Genomic DNA, 23,984 nt, shown 5'->3' on the forward strand with positions numbered 1-23,984 from the left:
GTCATTGCATAAGTTATGCAACATCATTACATAAATCAGAACAATAAGAAAATGAGCCCATTACTCCAGAAAGCATTCAGTCCGGCGAAGCTGGGAACTCTTGAACTCCGTAACCGTATCATCAAGGCGGCCACCTTTGAAGGTAAGACACCGGATGGTATTCCCGGTGAAACACTGCATCAGTTTCATCGTCAGTTCTGTGAGGGTGGTGTTGGGATGACCACCATTGGTTATTGCACAACAGACCCTGATGGTCGTGTGAATGACCAGATGATGTATATGGGCGACTACGTCCGCAAGCCTCTGGGTGACATGATTGCGGATTTGAAGTCTACCGGTGCTAAAGTCTCCGGCCAGATGGCCCACTGTGGCCACTTTTCCAAAAACCGGAAACTCCAGCGGTTAAAGCGCCCTAAAGGGCCTACTGCCATGGTTAACCCATTAGGCCTGACCGTTGGCAAGCCCTGGTCTGACGCGATGACCGAGAAAGACATCGACTACATGGTGAATACCTATTATGAAGCCGGTGTCATGATGAAAGAGATTGGCTTTGATGCCATTGAAGTGCATTTTGGCCATGGCTATGGACTAAGCCAGTTTATCAGCCCAAAGACCAATAAGCGGACAGACCGTTATGGCGGCAGTCTCGATAACCGTATGCGCCTTCCTCTTCGAGCCCTGGAAGCTGTGCGCAAAGCGGTGGGTGATGATTTCCCAATCCTTGGAAAAATGGGACTGACAGATGCGGTTCGTGGTGGGTTATCGCGGGATGAAGCCATTGAAGTGGCTGCGCATCTTGATAAAGGCGGTATCAATGCCCTGATTACCAGCGGTGGCACCAGCAGCTACAACGTCATGCACATGTTCCGGGGAGATTCGATCGCTGAAGGCATGGCGGAGTCACAAACCAACCCGATAATGAAAGCCGCTTTCCGCTTTATGGGGCCCAAGATGTTCAAGGAATACCCATATGAGGAGCTCTATTTTCTGGAAGGCTGCAAGCGGGTTCGTGACCGGGTGAAAAATGCTCAGCTGGTTTATATCGGTGGTTGTCATACCATGGAAAGTCTGGAAACAGTCATGGCAGAAGGTATCGATTTTGTGCAGATCGGCCGTGCACTGATCAAAGACCCGAACTACGTTAAAAATGCTATGGCTCAGCAAGGCAACTACGTTAATGGTTGTACCCATTGCAACCGCTGTGTCACCACCATCGAAGTCCCTGGTGGTGTCCACTGCCCTCTCAATATCAAGCATGAGCAGGTTGCATGAAATTCACGGACCCGACAATACAGAAACGCCTCGAGGCAACAGTAGTTTTGGTATGCAGTCTGTATCTGTATCACTACTTTGGTTTCTCATGGCTTTTCTTCGTGCTGACATTCTCTCTGCCCGACCTCTCAATACTGGGTTATCTCAGGAGCAAGTCATTTGGTGCCTTTACTTACAACCTGGTGCACTGCTTTATCTGGCCAACCCTGTTGCTGGTAGCAGGACTTACGCTGGATATTCCAATAGCGCAACAGATTGGCCTGGTATGGCTGGCTCACTGCGCATTCGATCGCACGATCGGTTGGGGGCTGAAATACGAAGACAGCTTCTGTCATACCGATCTGGGAACGAATCAACTGCCTATTGATACACCGCTACTGAAATAAAACGACCGGATTGATCTGATCATGAAAATTAAAAAAGGACATGTCGCCGTTATTACCGGTGCTGGTGGAGGTTTGGGCCGGGCTCTTGCTGAGCAGCTGGCCAGTCGAGGTTGCCATCTGGCACTTATTGATATCAACCCGCAGGCTCTGGAAGAAACCCGGGTGAAAGTTCAGCAGCCGGGGATTGATGTACTGTTGTTCACCACAGATATTGGCAATCGTGAACAGATGGAGCAGATGGCCACTGCTGTGATTGAAAAATTCGGCACCATCAATTTACTGATCAATAACGCCGGAATCACCATTCAGAAAAGTGTCGCCACCCACTCTTTAACGGACTGGGAACGGATGATCAATATCAACCTCTGGGGAACCATCTACGGCTGCCACTTCTTTATGGATGCACTGAGAACCGCCAAACACGCTCATATTGTTAACCTGTCCAGTATGGCTGCCTATACCGGGTTGCCCAATCAAGGTTCTTATTGTGCGACCAAAGCGGGCGTGCGCGGACTGAGTGAAACGCTCTGGTCTGAGCTGAAAGACGATGGTGTCGGCGTGACCTCAGTCCATCCGGGCTGTATCAAAACGGAAATGATTCAGGCCACGCTGAAAGAGTCTGACAATATCGCGGTAGCCAAACGAAATTACAAAATGGCCCAGAAAATGGGAGTTACCGCAGAGTTTGCAGCTAATGAAATTATTGAGGCCGTTGAGAAAAACAAAGTTCGTTTGAGAATTGGCAGAGATGCCATCATTTTGGACATTGTCAAACGCCTGCTCCCCACTGCGATTTTGAAGCCCATGGTTAAGATTGCCAGACAATCCAGGGCCGCCTGAGGTTACCCAGAGACTTTATCTGATGAAAAAAATAATAATAAGAGCGGCTATAGCAGCAGCTATTGCCTCATCAGCACCGATTTTTGCTGAAAGTAATGCAACAACCCCTGATCAACCCAATATCATTATCCTGCTGGCTGATGATATTGGTTACGCAGACCCCGGATTCCGGGGCTCTGGTATCGAAACCCCTGCCCTGGACAGCCTTGCGGAAGAAGGCATGACCCTGGACCGCTTTTACACGACGCCCATCTGCTCTCCAACCCGTGCAGCTCTGATGACCGGCCGAGATCCCATGAGGCTTGGTGTTGCCTACAGTGTGCTCCTGCCATGGGACAGCGGCGGTGTTCATACCGATGAACATTTTATGCCAGAAAGTTTCCAGGAAGCCGGTTACCAGACAGCGATGTTTGGTAAATGGCACCTTGGACACTCCCAGCAGGTATTTCACCCCAATGAGCGCGGCTTTGACCATTTCTATGGCCATCTGCATACCGAAGTGGGTTACTACCCTCCCTTTAACAACCTCGGTGGCTCAGATTTTCAGGTTAATGGACAGACACTGGCCGGCACCGTGACCGGGGAGAAAGGTAGCTCAGAAGGCTATGAAACCTTCATGCTGGCCGACCAGTCATCCGAATGGATCAGAAACCGTGATAAAAGCCGTCCATTCTTCCTTTACCTGCCTTTCCTGGCACCTCATGAACCCCTTGAGGCACCCGATGAGCTGGTTGAAAAATACCGTGATATGAAAGATGAGCGCCCACCGGCAAGAAGCCCATCGGATAAAATATCACGCCTTGCCAAAGTTACCGGTGCAGAGAGTCGTCGTCCATTATACGCCGCCGTGGTTGATGCCATGGATCAGGCCGTTGCCAGGGTACTAAACACCCTGGATGAGGAAGGCATCGCCGACAATACAATAGTCATGTTCTTTTCCGATAATGGCGCAACACGAGTATATGGTCGTGGTGGCGGTGACAACACACCATTTCGTGGCGGTAAAGGGGAAGTCTATGAAGGCGGAATACGAGTCGCCTCCGTTATTCGCTGGCCTGAAAAGATTCCTGCCGGCTTAAACCTTGATCAGGCCATGACGGTGATGGATGTTTTTCCGACGCTGGCAAAAGCGGCAGGCGTTTCACCACAGAATCAGCTAGAGTTCGACGGCATCGATATGACACCTGCCCTACTGGACAATAAGGAAGTCTCCAGGGATGACACGATCTTCTTTGCCTCAGAGATTCCTCTCTATAACTCTTTTGGCTTTACCGCCATTGATGGTGACTGGAAGCTGGTTCAGTGGCTGACCATGGATCCCATGGCCACCACCGTGACCCACGAACTCTACAACCTGGCTGAAGATCCGGGAGAGTATAATAATCTGGCCAGCAAGCACCCCGGCCGTGTCGGAAAAATGTCTCAGGAAATACTCGATCGTCGGGCGCTTTACCCAATCAATGGGACAAGGGCGAGAATCTCTTCGCCGCCCGGCTGGCACCCACCAAAAGATTGGGCCAGTTATCCACGCCCGGTTTCAGAACTTCAGGAGCAGCCAGCTACCAGCATGGCTCCCAGCAAAAGATCTGAACATTTGCTGGACTACCTGCATGGTGACCGGGGACGGTTGATTTATAACTGCGACCCACTGGATATTCCGATTGTCGGTAAAACCTGCCTGAATTAAGCTCACTTCGCGCTCATCACTTTAAGCCGTGGTGGGTGCTTCTTCCCGGCTCGATCATTTTGGATCACTTAGAAAAGTTTCTCATGAACTTGTACTGGCTGTGCTTGTCATTATGAGCAGCTTAACTTTGTGAGAATCAATGTTTTATGCCTCGTGTAACAGGAAGCCAGAGAGTAACTGTTTCGCTACCAGGGCATCTGGATGACGCAAACCCAGCATCTATACATACGCTGTCCTCAGATCCTGGCATATGCTCAGTTCCTCCAGACAGTTCAACGAAAAAAGAAGCAATCACCCATGATTTAGCGCATCAAATCCGTTTTTTATCAGAAAGATCGATCAGAACGGAATCGCCGTCATGTCAACTACGAAGGAATAACTCCTGGCCATGCATTAACTCTGATACAGGTTGTATAGGTTATTTAGGAAAACCTACGAACAGGTCTGATTACCATATATACCAGAGTTTTAAAGAGCATGAAGTTTCAGACAATGCCGGGGCTTCATCTACTCGAGGTATGTCTAATGAAACAATCAACTTGCCAGCACCAGACCTGGAGAATCCTTTAGTATCTGTTAACACAACAGAAACGGTTTCGTTAGTTAGCAATGGCAACGCCTCTAATTTATGCCAATTGCATCTGTCAGAAAGTAGAGCCTCTCTAGATACCGTTGCCAATCTGCTTGAAAGCCTAAGCGCAAGTGAAGAACGTCAGAGCCCGTTTCTTACAGTAGATGATGTTATTTTAATTTTCAGCAAACGCATGTTTCGTCATGCGGCATCAAGCACCGCACTTGCAGATATTCTCAATTACCTGAAACACCCATATTATGCAGCAACGGTCATCGTAACCATGACATCGGTTGGTGTGATTGATGGTATTTATAAAATTGGAGAAAAAAACAGGCAATGCGCTTCTTATTCTCTTTCAGCTTGCAGATGGATTCACCAAAGACTCAATAGTATTCAGGACTTTATCCCAGACTCTTGTAAAAATGCTTTCAGAACGCTTTACTACAACTGCTCTTTAATTGCTGCTGCCTCCACAGTTCCTGCAGATTTACTGTCTCATTTAAATGATGCCGGTCATTTGAAGACAGATGCGGTACCAGACATTGTATGCCCCTTAATTATTTTTCTCCCAACTCTGTTTGCAGGATTGCTTACTTGCAAAGAACTCATGCATGAGCAACAAGATAGCGAAGTCATTTCGCTGGATGCAGTCACCGTTCTCAAGTTGTTATTACAGCGCACCATAATCCACGCAACAGCAGGAACGGTGAGTGCAGATATTGCTGTTTATCTTGGATACCCTGACTTTGGAGTTGCTGCCATATTATTCATGGGAAGTGTTGGCTTTATTGATGGGTTGTTCCAATGCGGTGAACTCATACAGAAAAATCATGCAAGAACCCGCATCAATACACAGTTCGAAGAAGTCTGTAGAGCAATTTGCAGGCTTTTCGACAAATTGGAAAGTCTAGTACCCAACTTTTTCAATGAACTGATTAAAAAAACGTATCTTTACACATCCATCACCGGCACTACTGGTACGATTGTTGGGGATGTACTCGCTTATTTTGGCTATTTAAACAGGGCTGTAAATACTAAGATCTGTCCAATGACGGTAACTCTCTTTACGGGAATTGGGGCAATAACCTCAATTGTTCCTGCTGTGATCAACCGGTTAGCGAAGCCTGTAACCACTCAAACACATTTTCTGATGAGGGATAATCCTGTTCAAATCATCTGATGATGACAATGCTGCCTCCAGAGTGCCCCAATTGCCAATCATCGACTATCTTGTATGTTGGTTGGGAATTAAGTTGCAAACCCTTAGACCCGCCTACATGTTTCTTATCCGCTTGGCGCCATTAATCATAAACCTATGACAGAAGTACCAGTTTTCAGCACACTCCCCAACCACAACACGATCAGCCGTGCTTATGAACAGATCAGAAGGTTCGTTAGGACAACTCCGCTGATAAGATCCGATCATTTAAGTCAGCTCATCCATGGAGAAGTTCTGGTTAAGGCTGAGTCCCTTCAAGTTACCGGCGCTTTTAAGTTCAGGGGGGCTCTTTACAGACTCCTTAACCTTAATCATGAACAAAAAGAGCGAGGGGTTATTGCTTATTCTTCGGGCAACTTTGCTGCAGGGCTGGCTGCCGCTGGTCAGATACTCAAAATACCTGTGAGACTGGTAATGCCTCATGATGCCCCAAAGGCTAAAATTCAAAATGCGGAATATTATGGGGCTCAGGTTATCCTTTGCCATTCAGTAACTCCATCCAGAGAAGAAGCGGCGAGTGACATGGCCAGGGAGTTGGCTGAAACACACTCCGCAACATTACTGCACCCCTTTGATGACTATGAAATTATTGTTGGTCAGGCTTCTGTCGCCTTAGAGTTACAGGGTCAATTGGAAGAAAAAAATCAGATGTGTGACCACCTCCTTTGCCCAGTTGGCGGCGGCAGCCTTGTTGCAGGATCTAGCCTGGTGTTTACCAACGTGGCCGAGGTCTGGGCTGTTGAAGTAGATGGTTATCAAGGGATGAACCTGTCTCTCAAACAGGGAAAGAGGTGTCGCGCTGATGGAAGTATCCCTTCCGACTGTGATGCTTTAATGGCTCTTGAGCCTGGCGTGGCGAATCTGGACATCACTCTTCAAACCAATGTCAGGGGAATAACCGTTAACAGTGATACAGTTCATGATGCAGTCAGGATTGGCTTTCAGGAGATGAATCTTGTACTGGAGCCCAGCGGTGCTGTTGCTATTGCCGCGATCATGGAAAATCCGGAACTTTTTGAAAATAAAACAGTGGTTATTATTGCAAGCGGGGGCAATGTTGATCCTGAGAAGTATGCTTCCATACTGCAATCAAAAGAAGATAAAAAAGTTTCAATCAGGCAGTAATCCAACTCCGGATATGGTCCATCAGAACCCTTATTTCTACAGGCTTTTGTAAATAGTCATCTGCACCAGCCGCTCGACAACGCATTTCATCATCTTTCAGCATACTTGCTGTTAGCATAATTACGGGCATTAATCGAAATTCCACCTTGCCACGCAGGTGTTTCAGGACTTCACAGCCATCCATAACCGGCATCATCAGATCCAAAAGAAGCAGCTCAATCTGTTTATTTTCCTCCAGAAAGTCGAGGGCCTGCTGACCACTTTCCGCAAGATGAACCCGAAGTCCATAACTTTCCAATAACCGAGAAAGTGCAAAGCTGTTTCTCAGGTCGTCATCCACCAATAGTACTTCCTGCCCAGTAAAAGGCTCAGTATTGTCCTCATCGCTGACAATAATAAATTCACTATTAATATTCCGGATGGATTCTTCAGTAGTGACCAGCGTTAAGGGGGGAAGTATCAGTGAAAAGGTAGAGCCCTGATTCTCTTTACTTTCCAGGGTTAAATCACCTTCAAGCAGGCGCGCCAGCTTTCTCGAAATGGAGAGCCCAAGCCCCGTCCCTCCGTATTTTCTACTGGTTGTTCCATCAGCCTGTTTAAACATATGAAAAACAGTTTCATGTTTTTCTTCAGGAATCCCCACCCCGGTATCAGTAACTTGGAAAACAAGTCCTTCTGAAGAATAATCTCTGCCAAGACGCCAAGTTTCCTTATGGATCAAGAGTTTAATGGAACCGTCTTTCGGTGTGAACTTAAACGCGTTGGCCAACAGGTTTTTAAGAATTTGTTTCAGACGCTTTCGGTCGGTATGAATCCATTCAGGCAGGTTGGGAGCACAGATAACTTCAAAGTTAACTCCCTTTTCCTTACTGACAGGCATAAATTGGTCAACCAGGCTTCGCCAGATATCGCCCAGTAGAATGTCCTCCTGAAAAATACTGAGCTCGCCAGCCTCAGCCTTGGACATATCCAGTATATCCTCAATAATCTCAAGTAACTCATTGGCACTATTAAAAATTATCTGAACAGATTGAACTTGGTCAGTGGTTAGATTTCCTTCATGATTCTCCGCCAGAATGCTTGCCAGAATCATCAGGCTATTCAGCGGTGTTCTTAATTCATGGGATACATTTGCCAGAAACTGCGATTTATGATGACTGATTTTTTCAAGCTCAGCGGCTTTTTCCTGTAAACGCTGGTTGATTTCCTGCAATTCCTGCTGGTGTGTCCGCAACGTATTTCTGGACTCAACCAATCGATGGTTATTGGACTCAAGTTGAGCAGTTCGTTCTTTGACCTGTTCTTCCAGAGTCTCTGCCAGTTTTTTCAACTCAAGATTTCGATAATAAATTTCCCTGGTTTTTTCTTCCGCTATTTTTTCGGCTTGAAGACGAGCGGCTTTCTCCCGTTCATAGCGTTTTTCCCAGGCTTTATCGTCCATCCGCAATTAACCTTCCAGAGTCAAATGAAAGCGAGCTTCGGTACCGTCACCAGTTCCTGGTAGCGGCTCATAATGAATCGTCAGGTTTTCTCCAAAATGGATGCCGCATCCTTTAATCAAGCCAAAAGCCAATGGAGCAAAAGGACGGTGAGACACATAATGAAGTTCCATGTGGTGATCATCAATACGTTTACAGGTCAACGTGGGAGGATTAGCCTCAGGATAAAGTTTCCGCACTTCTACATGAATGTATTCCTGAACTTTACTTAAAAACTCAAATGAGCCTTGCACCCCATCAAAAAATTCAGGATGAACTTCGTTGAATCGGCCAAACAGATACTCACCAAAAACAAACTGAAGATCAGCAGGATTAACGCCACTTACAGAAGACAGTTTGATAACCAGCTTCAAAACTTCATGATGCGAGTAAGTACCCAGTGATGTATAGCTTCCGCCGGAGGGCAGATCGGCAGCCTCGATAATCTGTTCTGCGACTTCGACCGAGAAGCGCGACTCCACCATTTCAATGAATTCAGTAAAGATGATTCCCTTCATCGCTGAAGCTCCGTAGCTGACTTGATGCTACTTATTGTCGGCAGCAATCATAAAAGTGTTTACCGAAGTGAAACCAAAATCTTTAAAGAGTTAATATTTTTGGGGAGAAAGCAATGAAATGAGGTGTCTTTTTAAGCAGCTTAACTGCCAACTTCCAACTGGGGAAGAGGCAGGTAAGCGCGTTGACCAGGTATGATTAAGGGAGTTAGTCGATTACATGGACAGAAGCAGTGTTGGTTGTGCCAGATTCAACCAGAGCTCCGGAAACCATAACAACAAGATCACCAGACTGAACGAAACCGTGGTTTACAGCCAGCTCTTTACCCAGCTTATAGAATGCATCGGTGTTTTCCTGTTGTGGTACCAGGCTGGTGGTAACGCCCTTGCTCAGACTCAGCTGGTTAGCTGTCTTTTCAGAAGACGTCAGAGCCAGAATCTGGGCTTTAGGGAAGAACTTACGCAGTGAGCGTGCAGACTTACCCTGTTCAGTGGCAACGATAATCAGCTTGGCTGCAAGGATATCAGCAGTTTTCACCGCACCACGACATACCGCCTGAGTGATACTGCGGTAGTTGTCGATCTCAGCATCGAAATCTTCAACGCGCAGCTCCATGCTGCCGTCAGTGCTGTTACAGATGGTCGCCATGACAGCAACTGACTCTGCAGGATATTTACCCTTCGCACTCTCACCAGACAGCATAACCGCATCAGTACCGTCCAGAATAGCGTTGGCTACGTCTCCGGCTTCTGCACGGGTTGGACGAGGATTCTTGATCATGGAATCCAGCATCTGGGTAGCAGTAATAACCGGCTTACGGGCATGGTTACACTTGTTGATCATCATCTTCTGGGCAAAGATTACCTGATCAACTGGGATTTCTACACCCAAGTCACCACGGGCAACCATGATGGCATCAGAGACGGCCAGAATTTCGTCGAAGTTATCAACGCCTTCCTGATTCTCAATCTTGGAAATGATCTGAATTTCCTGGCCGCCATTGGCATCCAGCAGCTCACGAATCTCTTTGACGTCACTGGCCTTGCGGATGAAGGAAGCGGCTACAAAGTCAACACCCTGTTCGCAACCGAAGACCAGATCCGCTTTGTCTTTTTCTGACAGAGCAGGCAGGTTAACCTTAACACCCGGCAGGTTTACACCTTTGTTTTCACCCAGTTCACCATTGTTCTTAACTTCACAGACGATTTCCTGAGCCCTGACTTCTTTTACGGTCAGCTCAATCAGTCCGTCGTCCAGCAGCACAGTGTTACCAGGTTTCAGGTCAGCAGTCAGGCCTGCATAGGTAACGGCTACGCGGGTGCTGTCTCCAACAACCGATGTGTCGGTAGTTAAAGTAAATTCCTGTCCAGCAGTCAGCATGACATCATCGCCATTCTGCAGCTTAACAGTACGGATTTCAGGGCCTTTGGTGTCCAGAAGAATGGCAACACGCTTACCGGTTTCAGCCATTACTTCTCGCAGACGGGCAATACGGGCACCATGCTCGTCAAAATCACCATGGGAGAAGTTCAGTCGCATCACATTCATGCCATTGTCGACCAGCTTGGTCAGCATTTCATGGGATTCAGACTTAGGGCCGATGGTACAGACGATCTTGGTCTTTCTCACTGGAGTTTTCTCCGTCAGAGGGGGGTTCTAGTGTGAATGGCGGTCAGGTGAATGATGTCCCGACGCTTTGATGGGGGCGGATATTACCGCAAAAACGAAAGAAAACCTTGGCCTTTTTACAATAAATTCGTCGTTTTAGATCAGTAATTTCCGAAAAAGTGTTTAATTAATCATCAACGATAATAACTTATGAAAAGGCTTGTTAAACAGTGACTTATTATAGAAAGAATCGTTATTTATGACTGACTGAAAATTGCCCTGTTCAGGTAGTCCTAGAATTCAATAAAACAGGGCTTCAGACAATTAAACAAGTCGTTCTGCGGAAACAACAATACCGTTTAAATCTGCATAAAGGAAATGACCAGGAATAAAATCGGTGCCATGGAAGCGAATCGGTATATTGACCTCTCCAAGTCCTTTTTTATCCGTTTTCATTGGATGGGTAGCGAGAGCGTGAACCCCCAGCTGGAGTTGCGAAATCACTTCCACGTCCCGGATACAGCCATAGACAACAACCCCCTGCCAACCGTTACTGACGGCCTGTTCTGCCAGCATATCACCCAGCAATGCCCTTCTAAGGGAACCACCTCCATCAACGACCAGTACCTTACCCTGACCATCACTGAAAACCTGCTCCCGAACCATGGAGTTATCTTCATGGCATTTGATCGTGACAATCTCACCACCAAAAATGGTTTTCCCGCCAAGGCTTTTAAAACCCGGCTCAACCACCTGAATTTTATCGGCAAAGTCATCGCACAGATCAGGGGTAGTAAAGCTCATTATTATTCTCCCATGGCAATCATGGCTGAAATGATAAACAAAAAAACCACAAACTTCACAGCGCTTTGTGAGGTTTATGGCCTTTGAGTTACTGCCATAAATGACTGAAATGCCGATATGGCAATGACTATCACGGTCTTTTACAGAATCATTCCGCCAGATAGAGCCAGGTTTCCAGAACCGAGTCCGGATTCAGGGAAACGGTATTAATCCCCTCCTCCATCAACCAGCGGGCAAGATCCGGATGATCACTAGGACCCTGGCCGCAAATACCAATGTATTTACCCTGCCGGCGACAGGCCTGAATAGCCATGGACAGCAATTGCTTGACCGCAGCATTGCGCTCATCAAAAAGGTGAGCAATCAGACCAGAATCGCGATCAAGTCCCAGAGTCAGCTGAGTCATATCGTTTGAACCGATAGAGAAACCATCAAAGTAATCCAGGAACTCATCAGCCAACAGCGCATTGGATGGCAGCTCACACATCATGATGATCTTCAGATCATTTTCGCCACGACGGAGCCCAAAGTCTGACATGATCTTGATAACTTGATGAGCTTCATCCGGCGTCCTGACGAATGGCACCATCAGTTCAACATTGGTCAGACCGAACTCTTCCCTCACCCGCTTCATGGCCCGGCACTCAAGCTCAAAACAATCTCTGAATGATTCCGAGATATAGCGCGAAGCACCACGGAAGCCCAACATCGGGTTCTCTTCATGAGGCTCATAGATCTTTCCGCCAATCAGGTTGGCGTATTCGTTAGACTTAAAGTCTGAGAGTCGGACAATAACCTTTTCAGGGGCAAAAGCTGCAGCAATAGACGCTACACCTTCAACCAGTTTCTCGACGTAAAAATCAACAGGATCACCATAGCCCGCCATGCGCTCATCAATCTGCTGTTTGACGGCATCAGGCATGCTGTCGTAGTTCAGCAACGCCTTGGGATGAACACCAATCATCTTATTGATGATGAATTCCAGTCGAGCGAGACCGACACCGGCATTAGGCAGTCGGGAGAAACTGAAAGCCCGGTCAGGATTACCCACATTCATCATGATCTTGAATGGCAGCTCTGGCATCTGATCCAGGTCTTTCTTCTGGTGTTCAAATGGCAGCTCACCTTCGTAGATAAAGCCGGTATCCCCTTCGGCACAGGAAACGGTAACCGCCTGACCATCTTTCAGTCGATCGGTTGCATCACCACACCCTACGACCGCTGGAATACCAAGCTCTCTGGCGATAATGGCTGCATGGCAGGTACGCCCCCCACGGTTGGTTACAATGGCTGAGGCACGTTTCATGACAGGTTCCCAGTCCGGATCCGTCATATCCGTCACCAGAACATCACCATCCCGAACCCGATCCATATCCGCCAGATCATCCACCAGGCAGACTCTATCCTGACCGATGCGCTGACCAATGCTTCGACCTTCTGCAAGGATATTGCCCTGCTTCAAGAGGCGGTAACGCTCAAGGGTTCTGGACTCAGTTCGGCTTTGAACTGTCTCTGGCCTGGCCTGAACCACATAAAGCAGCTGATCATCCCCATCCTTGGCCCACTCGATATCCATTGGTCGGCCATAATGTGCTTCGATTGCCATAGCCTGACGGGCCAGCTCCAGCACATCGGCATCATTAATGGAAAACTGCTGACGTTTCTCAAGGTCGACATCCACAGTTTGAACCGATCTCCCGGTTTCTCCGGCATCACCGTAAACCATCTGAATCGCCTTGCTGCCCATATTGCGTCGGAGAATGGCAGAGCGCCCTGCTTCCAGTGCGGGCTTGTAAACATAAAATTCATCCGGGTTTACCGCCCCCTGAACCACTGTCTCTCCCAGACCATAGGAGGAAGTGATAAATACGGCATCGCGGAAGCCTGACTCGGTATCCAAGGTAAACATCACACCAGCAGAGCCTGTTTCACTCCGGACCATCCGCTGAATACCCGCCGACAATGCTACATCCCGATGATCAAAGCCCTGATGCTCGCGGTATGAAATCGCACGATCATTAAAAAGAGAGGCAAAGACTTCTCGAACCGCTCGCAGAACATTCTGTGCGCCGCGAATATTCAGAAAGGTTTCCTGCTGTCCGGCAAAGGAGGCATCGGGCAGGTCTTCCGCCGTTGCTGATGAGCGAACGGCAACCGCAAGATCATCCTGATCACCACAGAGCTCACGATAGCTGTTGACAATGGCTTCTTCAAATTCGGGCCGGAATGGTTCATCCATAATCCATTGGCGAATTCTGGCACCTGCCTGCGTTAATTGCTGAATATCATCAATATTCAGTTCATCCAGCAGGGTATGAATACGATCATACAGCCCGGAGCCATCAAGAAAGTCACGATAGGCCTCAGCGGTGGTGGCAAAACCACCCGGCACACGAACCCCTGCCTTGCCAAGATGACTGAGCATTTCTCCCAGCGAGGCGTTCTTACCACCGACTCGCTCTACATCACTATTGCCCAGAGCATCCAGGCCCACTACAAACTCTGGTAAAGATGAACTGTTCAAGCCACTCTCCTGCCTGTACTTCAAAGGACTACCATGGGTTTCACCGTTGAGAATGCACCGACTGCGCCAGGGCCTGTCAGAATTTAAGTCTAATCGGCTCCCGGGCCATCAAAAAGGCTGTCATAGTACTGCTGATAAGACGACACTGGTTCTCTCATCGGGAAGAATCCGGTATAGTTTGTTAGAAAATGTTATAGATTGGAAGAGTTTTTTAACCTGGATCGCATTGTTTTTTAAATGTGTACCAGAAACTCCTAAAAATGGTGTTTTCTCGAGACGTTAATCACAAAATTGCTGCTGGAGTGTATTGAATGGAGCGATCAGTTTTTTTTATCTCTGATGGTACTGGTATTACCGCTGAATCGTTTGGGCAAAGCCTGCTTGCCCAGTTTTCCGGACCTAAATTTCGTCACAACACTCTGCCATATGTTGATACCTCCGAAAAAGCAGTCCGGGCTCTAGCCCTTATAAAAGAAACACATCAGCATGAGGCGGTTCAGCCTATCGTCTTTATGACCGTGCTCAATGAAGAGGTCAGCAAACTTCTGCATACCAGTGGCGCTTATATTATTGACCTTTTTGATACCTTTCTTCCCGGCCTGGAGATGGAATTAGGCTCTCACCCGCTGTATACCGTCGGCAAGAAGCGCTCAACAACCAGCAGCGACAGCTATCACCGTCGCATTGAAGCGGTACAGTTCGCTCTTGATAATGATGACGGTGCCCGTATCCGGCACTATGAAAAGGCCGATATCATTCTGCTGGGAGCTTCCCGTTCGGGTAAAACACCGACATGCATCTACCTGGGGTTACAGTTTGGTATCTTTGCTGCCAATTATCCCATTACTGAGGATGATCTTGATAAGGGCATCAAACTGCCTGACTTTCTGCGACCTCATAAAGAACGCCTCTTTGGATTGACCATCAATCCGGCCCGGCTCTCAGGCATCAGAAATGAACGGCGACCAAACAGTCGCTATTCATCAATCAGACAGTGCCAGTATGAAGTACAGATGGTGGAACAGATCTACCAGCAGGAGCAGATCCGCTACATTGATACCACTGAGTTTTCCGTTGAAGAGATTGCCACCCGCATAATGGATCAGGCCTGCCTGGTAAGAAGGCTTAAATAGAAAGGATGGAAGTATGGCTTAACCATACTTCCTTATTCGTGTTATTTAAAAGTATCAGCAGGCACACGTACCCAGCCTTCCATCAAGACTCTGGCACTTCGACTCATGATGGCTTTGGTCACCGACCATTGACCATCTTTAAGCACGGCTTCTGCTCCGACTTTCAATGTACCCGAGGGGTGACCAAAGCGAACCGAGTTTCGTTCACCACCACCGGCAGCCAGGTTAACCAGAGTTCCCGGAATGGCCGCTGCTGTGCCAATGGCCACTGCAGCGGTTCCCATCATGGCATGATGAAGTTTACCCATAGAGAGTGCTCTGACCAGCAGATCGATATCGTCTTCAGAGACTGCTTTGCCGCTGGAAGAAGGATAACTTTTCGGTTCAGCAACAAAAGCGACTTTCGGCGTATGCTGTCGGGTCGCGGCTTCTTCAAGACTGCTGATCAAGCCCATCCGCAGTGCGCCATGGGCCCGGATATTTTCAAACATGGCCAGCGCTTTCTCATCACCGTTGATCACTTCCTGCAGTTCCGTTCCCTGATAACCAATGTCTTCAGCATTGATAAATATGGTAGGAATACCGGCATTGATCATGGTGGCCTTTAACAACCCAACGCCTGGAACCTCAAGATCATCCACCAGGTGGCCTGTTGGAAACATGGCGCCTTCGCCATCCGCAGGATCAAGAAACTCAACCTGAACTTCAGCGGCCGGGAAAGTCACACCATCCAGGACAAAGTCACCCGTTTCCTGCACTTTACCGTCGGTCATTGGCACATTGGCAATAATGGTTTTTTTGATATTGGCCTGCCAGATCCGTACTGTGGCGATGCCATTGTCGGGTATCCGTTCAGCATTAACCAGCCCACTGTTGATGGCAAATGCGCCGACGGCTGCGGTCAGGTTTCCACAGTTGCCACTCCAGTCCACGAACGGTTTATCTATGGATACCTGGCCAAAGAGGTAGTCGACATCATGGCCAGTCTGGGTGCTTTTCGAGAGAATCACCGTTTTGCTGGTACTGGACGTTGCACCACCCATACCATCAATCTGCTTACCGTATGGGTCTGGACTGCCAATCACCCTGAGCAACAGGGCATCACGGGCCTTGCCTGAAGCCTGTGCAGCTTCTGGAAGATCGGTGAGATTAAAAAAAACGCCTTTACTGGTTCCGCCCCGCATATAGGTGGCAGGAACCTTAATCTGTGGAGGATGAGCCATATAGAATAGCTCCTTCTGTCATTAAGAGTGTTGTGCTGGCCCTCTGATAAAAGGCCAGCGTGAGGATGATCAGACTGCGGCTTCGGATTCAAGGAAATCTTTGGCGAAACGCTGCAGAACACCGCCGGCATCGTATACGGATACTTCTTCAGCGGTATCCAGGCGGCAGGTTACCGGAACCTCAACGGTTTCTCCGTTTGCACGGTGGATCAACAGAGCCAGTGTCGCACCCGGAGTCCGCTCACCGATGACATCGTAGGTTTCAGTACCATCCAGCCCCAATGTCTTGCGGGTTGTGCCAGCCTTGAATTCCAGTGGCAGTACACCCATACCAACCAGGTTGGTACGATGGATACGCTCAAACCCTTCTGCCACGATCGCCTCAACCCCGGCAAGCCGAACCCCTTTGGCTGCCCAGTCACGGGATGACCCCTGGCCATAGTCCGCTCCGGCAACAATAATCAGTGGCTGGCGACGATCCATGTAGGTCTCAATCGCTTCCCACATGCGAGTTTCTTTGCCTTCAGGCTCAATTCTGGCCAGAGAGCCCTGCTTGACCTCACCGTCAGCATCCAGACACATCTCATTCAGCAGTTTCGGGTTGGCAAAGGTGGCCCTCTGTGCTGTCAGATGATCACCACGGTGTGTGGCATAGGAGTTGAAGTCTTCTTCCGGCAGCCCCATTTTCGCCAGATATTCACCGGCGGCACTGCTGGCCAGAATCGCATTGGAAGGTGACAGGTGATCCGTGGTGATGTTATCACCCAGAACCGCCAGAGGACGCATGCCTTTCAGGGTTCGTTCACCCGCCAATGCACCTTCCCAATAAGGAGGACGGCGAATGTAGGTACTCATGGAACGCCAGTCGTATAGAGGACTTTCGGCCTGCTCCACCTTGCCCAGATCAAACATGGGAATGTAAACCTGGTTAAACTGCTCTGGTTTCACGGATTCAGCAACAATCGCATCAATCTCTTTATCGCTGGGCCAGATGTCTTTCAAGGTGATGGGGTTACCATCCTTATCCGTACCCAGTGCATCCTTTTCAATATCAAAGCGCACGGTACCGGCAATGGCGTAAGCCACCACCAACGGTGGAGACGCAAGGAAAGCCTGCTTCGCGTAAGGATGAATCCGACCATCAAAGTTACGGTTTCCAGAGAGAACGGCGGTTGCGTAGAGGTCCCGATCAATGACTTCCTGCTGGATCTCAGGGTCAAGCGCCCCGCTCATGCCGTTACAGGTAGTGCAGGCGTAGGCGACAATACCAAAGCCCAGTTTTTCCATCTCAGAAAGCAGACCGGCTTCCTCAAGATAGAGTTTGGCGACTTTAGAGCCTGGTGCAAACGAAGACTTCACCCAGGGTTTCCGTACAAGCCCAAGTTCATTAGCTTTCCGGGCCACCAGCCCGGCAGCAACGACGTTACGGGGGTTGCTGGTATTGGTGCAGCTGGTGATAGCAGCAATGATGATTGCACCATCGGGCATCAAGCCCTCCTGCTCTTCCCACTGTCCGGCCACACCACGACTTTCCAGCTCGGATGTCGGCAAACGGCGATGCGGGTTGGATGGCCCTGCCATATTCCGGCAAACCGTAGAGAGATCAAATCTCAGCACCCGCTCATATTCAGCCGTTTTCAGATCATCTGCCCAGAGACCGGTAGTTTTCGCGTAATTTTCGACCAAAGCCACCTGTTCAGGCTCACGGCCGGTCAACTTGAGATAATCAATGGTCTGTTCATCGATGTAGAACATCCCCGCTGATGCACCAAACTCTGGCGTCATATTGGAAATGGTTGCACGGTCACCAATGGTGAGGTTGGCAGCCCCTTCTCCAAAGAACTCGAGGTAGGATGAAACCACACGCTCTTTTCTCAGGAATTCGGTAAGGGCCAGCACTATATCGGTCGCCGTAATCCCCGGCTGACGTTGCCCAACCAGCTCAACGCCTACGATATCAGGAAGGCGCATCATGGAAGGTCGGCCCAGCATAACGGTTTCCGCTTCCAGACCACCAACACCAATGGCTATAACACCCAGGGCATCCACGTGCGGCGTATGGCTGTCGGTACCGACACAGGTGTCCGGATAGGCGACACCATCACGAGCCTGAATAACCGGAGACATTTTTTCCAGATTGATCTGATGCATGATGCCATTCCCAGCAGGAATCACATCAACGTTTTCAAAGGCGGTTTTGGTCCACTCGATAAAGTGGAAACGGTCTTCATTCCGACGATCTTCAATGGCCCGGTTTTTTTCAAACGCATCTGGATCAAAACCGCCGTGCTCAACCGCCAGAGAGTGGTCAACAATCAGCTGGGTGGGCACAACCGGATTAACCTTGGAAGGGTCACCGCCCTGCTCGGCAATGGCGTCTCTCAATCCGGCAAGATCAACCAACGCTGTCTGGCCAAGAATATCATGGCAGACAACACGGGCAGGATACCAGGGGAAATCCAGGTCTCGTTTGCGCTCAATAATCTGCTTCAGGGAATCGGTCAGAGTTGCCGGATCACAGCGACGAACCAGCTGTTCAGCCAGTACTCGGGAGGTATAGGGCAAGGTTTTATAAGCGCCCGGCTGAATCGCTTCCACGGCTTCACGGGTGTCATAATAATCCAGCTGGGTGCCGGGTAAGGCTTTACGAAAATCAGTGTTCATACGTCGAACGTCCACCGGGCAAGAAATTTATTGTTATGAACCACGAAGAATACAAGGAGCACACAGATAACTTTCTTCTTTGTGCACCTTGTAATCTTTGTGATTAATCGCGATCTTCAATAGCGACCCAGTTGGCTGTTTCCGGGCCAGTATAGTCAGCAGATGGACGGATAATACGGTTGTTAGCGCGCTGCTCCATAACGTGAGCGGTCCAGCCTGCTACCCGTGAACAGACAAAGATTGGGGTAAACAGCTTGGTAGGAATCCCCATAAAGTTATAGGCTGAGGCATGAAAGAAGTCCGCGTTACAGAACAGCTTCTTCTCGCGCCACATGACCGCTTCAACGCGCTCAGAAACCGCATACAGGCACTCATCACCCACCTGCTCAGACAGTTTCTGAGACCACTCTTTGATAATGGCATTACGCGGATCAGACTCGCGATAGATGGCATGACCAAAGCCCATAATCTTATCTTTGCGTGCCAGCATACCCATGATCTTTTCTTCGGCCTCATCAGGAGAGCGCCAGTTCTCGATCATTTCCATGGCCGCTTCATTGGCACCACCGTGGAGAGGACCACGCAGTGAACCGATTGCACCGGTTACGCAGCTGTGAATATCAGAGAGGGTTGAAGCACACACCCGGCCGGTAAAGGTTGAAGCATTGAACTCATGCTCGGCATAAAGGACCAGAGAGGCATGCATCACCTGAACGTGCAGAGGCTCAGGTTTTTTATTGTGCAGGGTCCAGAGAAACTGCTCAGCGATGGAGTCAGCATCGGTATCAACATCAACCCGAACACCGTTGTGGCTGAAGTTGTACCAGTAGTTAATCATGCCTGGGAAAATAGCCAGCATGCGGTCAATGTGATCGTTCTGTTCTGAGAAATCCTGTTCAGTTTCCAGATTACCCAGCATTGAGCAACCGGTACGCATCACATCCATTGGGTGCGCATCAGCAGGAATCTGCTCCAGAACCGTTTTCAGCGCAGCCGGCAGAGAGCGAAGGCCTTTGAGTTTGGTTTTGTAGGCGTCCAGCTCAGTCTGGTTCGGCAGTTTGCCATAAAGCAGAAGATACGCGACTTCTTCAAACTGGGCCTTATCAGCCAGTTCTTTGATGTCGTAGCCACGGTAAGTCAGACCTGAACCGGTTTTGCCAACGGTACACAGTGCGGTTTCACCGGCTGACTGACCACGCAGACCAGCACCACTCAATTTCTTCTCTGCCATGGAACTTCTCCGTTTTTTTATTTCGTTCACTTGCTGAGTATCGGGCACCAGAAGGATAGAAACACTACCCACCTCATCAGCGGCACCCGGGAATTATTGTAATTCCCTGAAAAAAAGACTTCCCTCAAATTGACTATAAAGCTGCTGGGTACTGGTTAATTAAGTACCAGCAGCAGGCGACAATTTATGGATTAAGGAACTCTTTGGTTTTAACCAGTTGTTCACGCTCCTGGAAGGTCATCATGCCATCGGCAATAGCACCACTGTTACCGTCACGCTTGATCACATTCAGTACTTCACGCATTGCAGTCACTGCAGCCCGCTGCAGATCCGAGGGGATAATGATCAACTGATAACCCATCGCTTTCAGGTCTTCAGTAGGTACCAGAGGTGTTTTACCGCTGTAGAACATGTTAATCAGCTTGGGACCCGGAGCCTGTTTGGCAATTTCTTCAATCTGTTCAATCGTCTGTGGGGCTTCAACAAACAACATGTCCGCACCTGCTTCGACATAAGCCCTGGCACGATCGATTGCATCTTCAAAGCCGGTAACGGCAATCGCATCCGTACGGGCGATGACAGTGACATCCCCCGCATATTTTTTAGCAACTGAAACTTTCTTGCACATCTCTTCGACAGATACCAGAGACTTGCCATCCAGGTGTCCACAGCGCTTTGGAAACTCCTGGTCTTCCAGGTGAAATGCACTGACACCGGCATTGGCAAACAGCTCTACGGTGCGCTTTACATTTACCTCATTGCCAAAACCAGTGTCTGCATCGGCGATTACAGGCAGGGAGGTGGCTTCAACGATCTGACGAACCCGGTCAACGACTTCGGTCAGTGTCAACAGACCAATATCAGGCACGCCTGTGCTACGGGCAATTGCGCCACCACTGGCGTATAAAGCTGAAAAGCCGGCCTCCTCACCGAGACGCGCTGAAATACCATCGTAAACACCGGGAGCGGTGACAATGCCCTGCTCAGCAATCAGTCGATCCAATGCATTATTCTTTTGATTCATGGTGTTACCTCTGGTTCTTACTTCTTGTTTTAAGAGTTTAACAACCGCATTATCCATGCTGCTGCTCAATGGCTGCCTCAATTTCCCGGCGAGCCCGGGCGATATGTCGGCGCATAAGAATTTCTGCCAACTCACCATCTCGATCCTTGAGGGCTTTATAGATCATCTGGTGTTCAATCAGTGCCTGTTCAGGCCGTGCTGATGATTTTGAAGAGCGTCGATAAATACGTACCAGATGATAGAGTTCATCGCAGAGCGCCCTGATCAATCGTTTATTTCCGGAGGCCTTGATGATCTGATAGTGAAAGTCATAATCGCCTTCCTGGTCCATGTAGGCTTCACCATTATGAGCTTCAACATATCGGGCATGGCTTTCAATGAGTTGACCTAGGTCAACAAGTGCTTCACTGGTCATATTTATTGCCGCTTCACGCGCCGCAATACCCTCCAGTGCTTCACGGATAGAGAAAATTTCAGACAACTCCTGCCGTGTCAGTGTCACGACACGGGCACCCACATGAGGTGCACGAACCACCAGCCCCATGCCTTCCAGCCGGAGAATAGCTTCACGAAGTGGTCCGCGCCCAACACCGTAACGGCGTGACAACTCGGGCTCGGAAATTCGACTCCCTTCTGGCAGCTGGCCTCGGATAATGTCCTGAACCAGTACTTCAGTCACTTCACTGGCCTGGGTAAGACGAGTTGTGGACTCTGTCGACGTCATAGGCATTATGAAACATTGTTGACAATATTTTAATTCGTGGCATTTATACCGAACTTTAATCCGTATTTCTACTTATATTGTAAACAATGTTTTAAAAGTTCACGAATTATTGGATTTTTAGATGGTTGTAAAGCGGCTCTATGCCTTTGCTTTTTTGTCTGGAGGGGCTTAGTTTCCGCAGCAAGGTGTTTATTCTGCAATGGAGTGAGCTACATTTCAGCAGACTGATACGTTACCTGACCGGACAACATTGTTAACAAGACTCTGATATTTTTGATGGATTTTCTGGGAACCGCAAGGATATCCCGATCAATCACAACGAGATCCGCTTCCTTTCCGGTTTCAATACTGCCAGTACGTTTTTCACTTCGCATTACGTAAGCCGCAGCCTTTGTATAAGCATTAAGCGCCTGCTCAACCGTAATGCTCTGCTCTCCCCTGTTAACGGCGTTATGGATTCCAATAAATGGATTAAGATCATTAACCGTCCAGTCACTGCTCAGGACATAATGAGCCCCTGAATCGTGAAGATCTTTCAGGCGATAAGTACGAAAAGCCCGTTTTCCCAGGTAGGGTTCCTGCCAGTATTGATTTTCAGGCAGAGTAAATTTCCCAGCAACCTGCATATCGGCAATCGCATTCAGTTTGGCAAACCTGGGCAGATCATCATCATCTATCATCTCCACATGAGTTAGGCGATGACGATGGTCTGGTTTCTCTGATCGGTTGCTTTCAATGGCATTTAACGCTTCGTGAACGCCACGATCCCCAATCGTATGAATGTGAAAATCATAACCAGAAGGTTGTAATCGGGCGATGTATTTCGTTAAACGCTGCTCATCAAAGTAATTGAGTCCGGTTGCTGGTACACCATAAAGACTCACATTGTAGGGTTCTTTCAGGGCTGCAGTGGTGTTATGGATAATGCCATCACTGTATATCTTGATCTGATTGATTTGCATCAGCCGTTCAGGATCATAACGAAACTGTTTTTTCAGGTATTCAATCTGGCTTTCATCATCTTCATTTGGATAGGCCCATAAGCCCAGGTTAACCCTTACCGTGAGGTCCTCATTCTCTTCCGCCTGGTGCCATACTTTAAGCCAGCCTCGCTTCCAATAGACCCGGGCATCAGAAATCGAGGTGATTCCAAATTGTGGCAACTCATCCATAACCCACTGAAGCCCTTCATAATTAATCAGTGCAGCAGTTGGATTGGGTTTTAATGCCAGATCGTATACCTGCTCACCCGCAGTTTCCAACAAGATACCGTTGGGTTCACCGACCCTGGGGCCAGAGGTATAACGCATAATAATGCCTCCCCTGGGGTTTTTATCCGACGCGGTGATCCCTGCAGCAATTAATGCTTTAGAATTGGCCCATACCGAGTGCGAAGACTGCTCCATAATTGCTACAGGGCGATCATTGATCCAACTGTCCAGAAGTCCCCGTGGGTCTTGAGACTCCTCCAACAGTGTTTCTAACTCATGACCATAAGCCAGAAGCCAGTCAGTACCCTGCTGCTTTTGCAAACAGGAGAGTAACTGGGGTTTCAAAGCTTTCAAGCGGCTTCCTTTTAGCCAGCAATTCCCTCCCACTTCACTACCCGCTTCAAGCGCATGGATATGGACATCATGAAAACCTGGGATCATCGTCCGGCCATGTAGATTAATGACTTTGCTGTACCTGCCAGCAAGCATCATTGCTTGTTTATTATTACCAACATAAATTATCTTGCCATTTTTTATTGCAACAGCTTCAGCTTGAGGCAGATCATCATTCATCGTGATGACATGACCATGGATAAAAAGCAAATCGGCGCCATCATTACGGTCTGAGTATGCCATCGGGTGCCCCATTGTTAGAAAAACAATTCCAAGAAAAACAATTATTTTCATATTTATCCTGAGATTTCAGTGGAAGAATGACAGAGACTCTATATGCTCATGGCT

Annotated in this window: 18 protein-coding genes; 7 read left to right on the forward strand and 11 right to left on the reverse strand. The window is 48.6% G+C overall.

Annotated elements, in window-relative coordinates; translation table 11 throughout:
• Positions 1 to 51: 51 nt before the first annotated feature.
• The 6 genes from ACOCLE_RS07895 to ACOCLE_RS07920 all read left to right on the forward strand — a co-directional run bounded on the left by ACOCLE_RS07895 (position 52) and on the right by ACOCLE_RS07920 (position 7,103).
• Positions 52 to 1,272: an NADH:flavin oxidoreductase gene (locus ACOCLE_RS07895; protein ID WP_419536242.1), complete on the forward strand. Its 1,221-nt coding sequence runs from the start codon at positions 52 to 54 to the stop codon at positions 1,270 to 1,272.
• Positions 1,269 to 1,658 (forward strand): DUF4260 domain-containing protein, encoded by a 390-nt coding sequence (locus ACOCLE_RS07900; protein WP_419536243.1) that lies wholly within the window; start codon positions 1,269 to 1,271, stop codon positions 1,656 to 1,658. The genes ACOCLE_RS07895 and ACOCLE_RS07900 overlap by 4 nt, the downstream gene beginning before the upstream one ends.
• 21 nt (positions 1,659 to 1,679) lie before the next feature.
• On the forward strand, positions 1,680 to 2,498 hold the full coding sequence (locus ACOCLE_RS07905; RefSeq protein ID WP_419536244.1) for an SDR family NAD(P)-dependent oxidoreductase: 819 nt from the start codon (positions 1,680 to 1,682) through the stop codon (positions 2,496 to 2,498).
• A gap of 22 nt (positions 2,499 to 2,520) precedes the next feature.
• The gene (locus ACOCLE_RS07910; RefSeq protein WP_419536245.1) at positions 2,521 to 4,185 is read left to right on the forward strand and encodes a sulfatase-like hydrolase/transferase; all 1,665 of its coding nucleotides are present in this window, start codon (positions 2,521 to 2,523) and stop codon (positions 4,183 to 4,185) included.
• Positions 4,186 to 4,331: 146 nt separating this feature from the next.
• Positions 4,332 to 5,939, forward strand: coding sequence for a hypothetical protein (locus tag ACOCLE_RS07915; protein ID WP_419536246.1), 1,608 nt, complete (start codon positions 4,332 to 4,334; stop codon positions 5,937 to 5,939).
• Positions 5,940 to 6,074: 135 nt separating this feature from the next.
• Positions 6,075 to 7,103: a threonine ammonia-lyase gene (locus ACOCLE_RS07920; RefSeq protein WP_419536247.1), complete on the forward strand. Its 1,029-nt coding sequence runs from the start codon at positions 6,075 to 6,077 to the stop codon at positions 7,101 to 7,103.
• Here ACOCLE_RS07920 and ACOCLE_RS07925 read toward each other — a convergent pair.
• The 5 genes from ACOCLE_RS07925 to ppsA form a co-directional block, all read right to left on the reverse strand.
• Positions 7,093 to 8,544, reverse strand: a complete 1,452-nt coding sequence (locus ACOCLE_RS07925) for an ATP-binding protein (RefSeq protein WP_419536248.1) — start codon at positions 8,542 to 8,544, stop codon at positions 7,093 to 7,095. The two genes, ACOCLE_RS07920 and ACOCLE_RS07925, sit on opposite strands and share 11 nt — an antisense overlap.
• A gap of 6 nt (positions 8,545 to 8,550) precedes the next feature.
• Positions 8,551 to 9,099: a heme NO-binding domain-containing protein gene (locus tag ACOCLE_RS07930; RefSeq protein WP_419536249.1), complete on the reverse strand. Its 549-nt coding sequence runs from the start codon at positions 9,097 to 9,099 to the stop codon at positions 8,551 to 8,553.
• A 205-nt stretch (positions 9,100 to 9,304) separates the two neighbouring features.
• The gene (gene pykF / locus ACOCLE_RS07935; protein ID WP_419536250.1) at positions 9,305 to 10,726 is read right to left on the reverse strand and encodes a pyruvate kinase PykF; all 1,422 of its coding nucleotides are present in this window, start codon (positions 10,724 to 10,726) and stop codon (positions 9,305 to 9,307) included.
• Between the two features lie 303 nt (positions 10,727 to 11,029).
• Entirely contained in the window at positions 11,030 to 11,509 is a 480-nt protein-coding gene (gene rraA / locus ACOCLE_RS07940; RefSeq protein WP_419536251.1) for a ribonuclease E activity regulator RraA, read from the reverse strand.
• 148 nt (positions 11,510 to 11,657) lie between these two features.
• Complete coding sequence (gene ppsA / locus ACOCLE_RS07945; protein WP_419536252.1) at positions 11,658 to 14,033, reverse strand: phosphoenolpyruvate synthase; 2,376 nt, start codon at positions 14,031 to 14,033, stop codon at positions 11,658 to 11,660.
• Between the two features lie 311 nt (positions 14,034 to 14,344).
• On the opposite strand from ppsA, the gene ACOCLE_RS07950 reads away from it, so the two are divergent.
• Positions 14,345 to 15,166 (forward strand): pyruvate, water dikinase regulatory protein, encoded by an 822-nt coding sequence (locus tag ACOCLE_RS07950; protein ID WP_419536253.1) that lies wholly within the window; start codon positions 14,345 to 14,347, stop codon positions 15,164 to 15,166.
• Positions 15,167 to 15,207: 41 nt separating this feature from the next.
• Here ACOCLE_RS07950 and prpF read toward each other — a convergent pair whose 3' ends face one another.
• From prpF to ACOCLE_RS07980, 6 genes are all read right to left on the reverse strand, one after another.
• Entirely contained in the window at positions 15,208 to 16,389 is a 1,182-nt protein-coding gene (prpF, locus tag ACOCLE_RS07955) for a 2-methylaconitate cis-trans isomerase PrpF (RefSeq protein ID WP_419536254.1), read from the reverse strand.
• Positions 16,390 to 16,458: 69 nt separating this feature from the next.
• On the reverse strand, positions 16,459 to 19,053 hold the full coding sequence (gene acnD, locus ACOCLE_RS07960; protein WP_419536255.1) for a Fe/S-dependent 2-methylisocitrate dehydratase AcnD: 2,595 nt from the start codon (positions 19,051 to 19,053) through the stop codon (positions 16,459 to 16,461).
• Between the two features lie 103 nt (positions 19,054 to 19,156).
• Positions 19,157 to 20,284, reverse strand: coding sequence for a bifunctional 2-methylcitrate synthase/citrate synthase (gene prpC / locus ACOCLE_RS07965; RefSeq protein ID WP_419536256.1), 1,128 nt, complete (start codon positions 20,282 to 20,284; stop codon positions 19,157 to 19,159).
• A gap of 184 nt (positions 20,285 to 20,468) precedes the next feature.
• The gene (locus ACOCLE_RS07970; protein ID WP_419536257.1) at positions 20,469 to 21,308 is read right to left on the reverse strand and encodes an isocitrate lyase/PEP mutase family protein; all 840 of its coding nucleotides are present in this window, start codon (positions 21,306 to 21,308) and stop codon (positions 20,469 to 20,471) included.
• Positions 21,309 to 21,357: 49 nt separating this feature from the next.
• Positions 21,358 to 22,032 carry a GntR family transcriptional regulator gene (locus tag ACOCLE_RS07975; protein WP_419537177.1) on the reverse strand — a complete coding sequence of 225 codons (675 nt, stop codon included), beginning with the start codon at positions 22,030 to 22,032 and terminating at the stop codon, positions 21,358 to 21,360.
• Between the two features lie 209 nt (positions 22,033 to 22,241).
• The gene (locus ACOCLE_RS07980; RefSeq protein ID WP_419536258.1) at positions 22,242 to 23,879 is read right to left on the reverse strand and encodes an amidohydrolase; all 1,638 of its coding nucleotides are present in this window, start codon (positions 23,877 to 23,879) and stop codon (positions 22,242 to 22,244) included.
• Positions 23,880 to 23,984 lie beyond the last annotated feature (105 nt).

This window comes from Endozoicomonas sp. (assembly GCF_965196975.1).
Taxonomy (GTDB): Bacteria; Pseudomonadota; Gammaproteobacteria; order Pseudomonadales; family Endozoicomonadaceae; genus Endozoicomonas.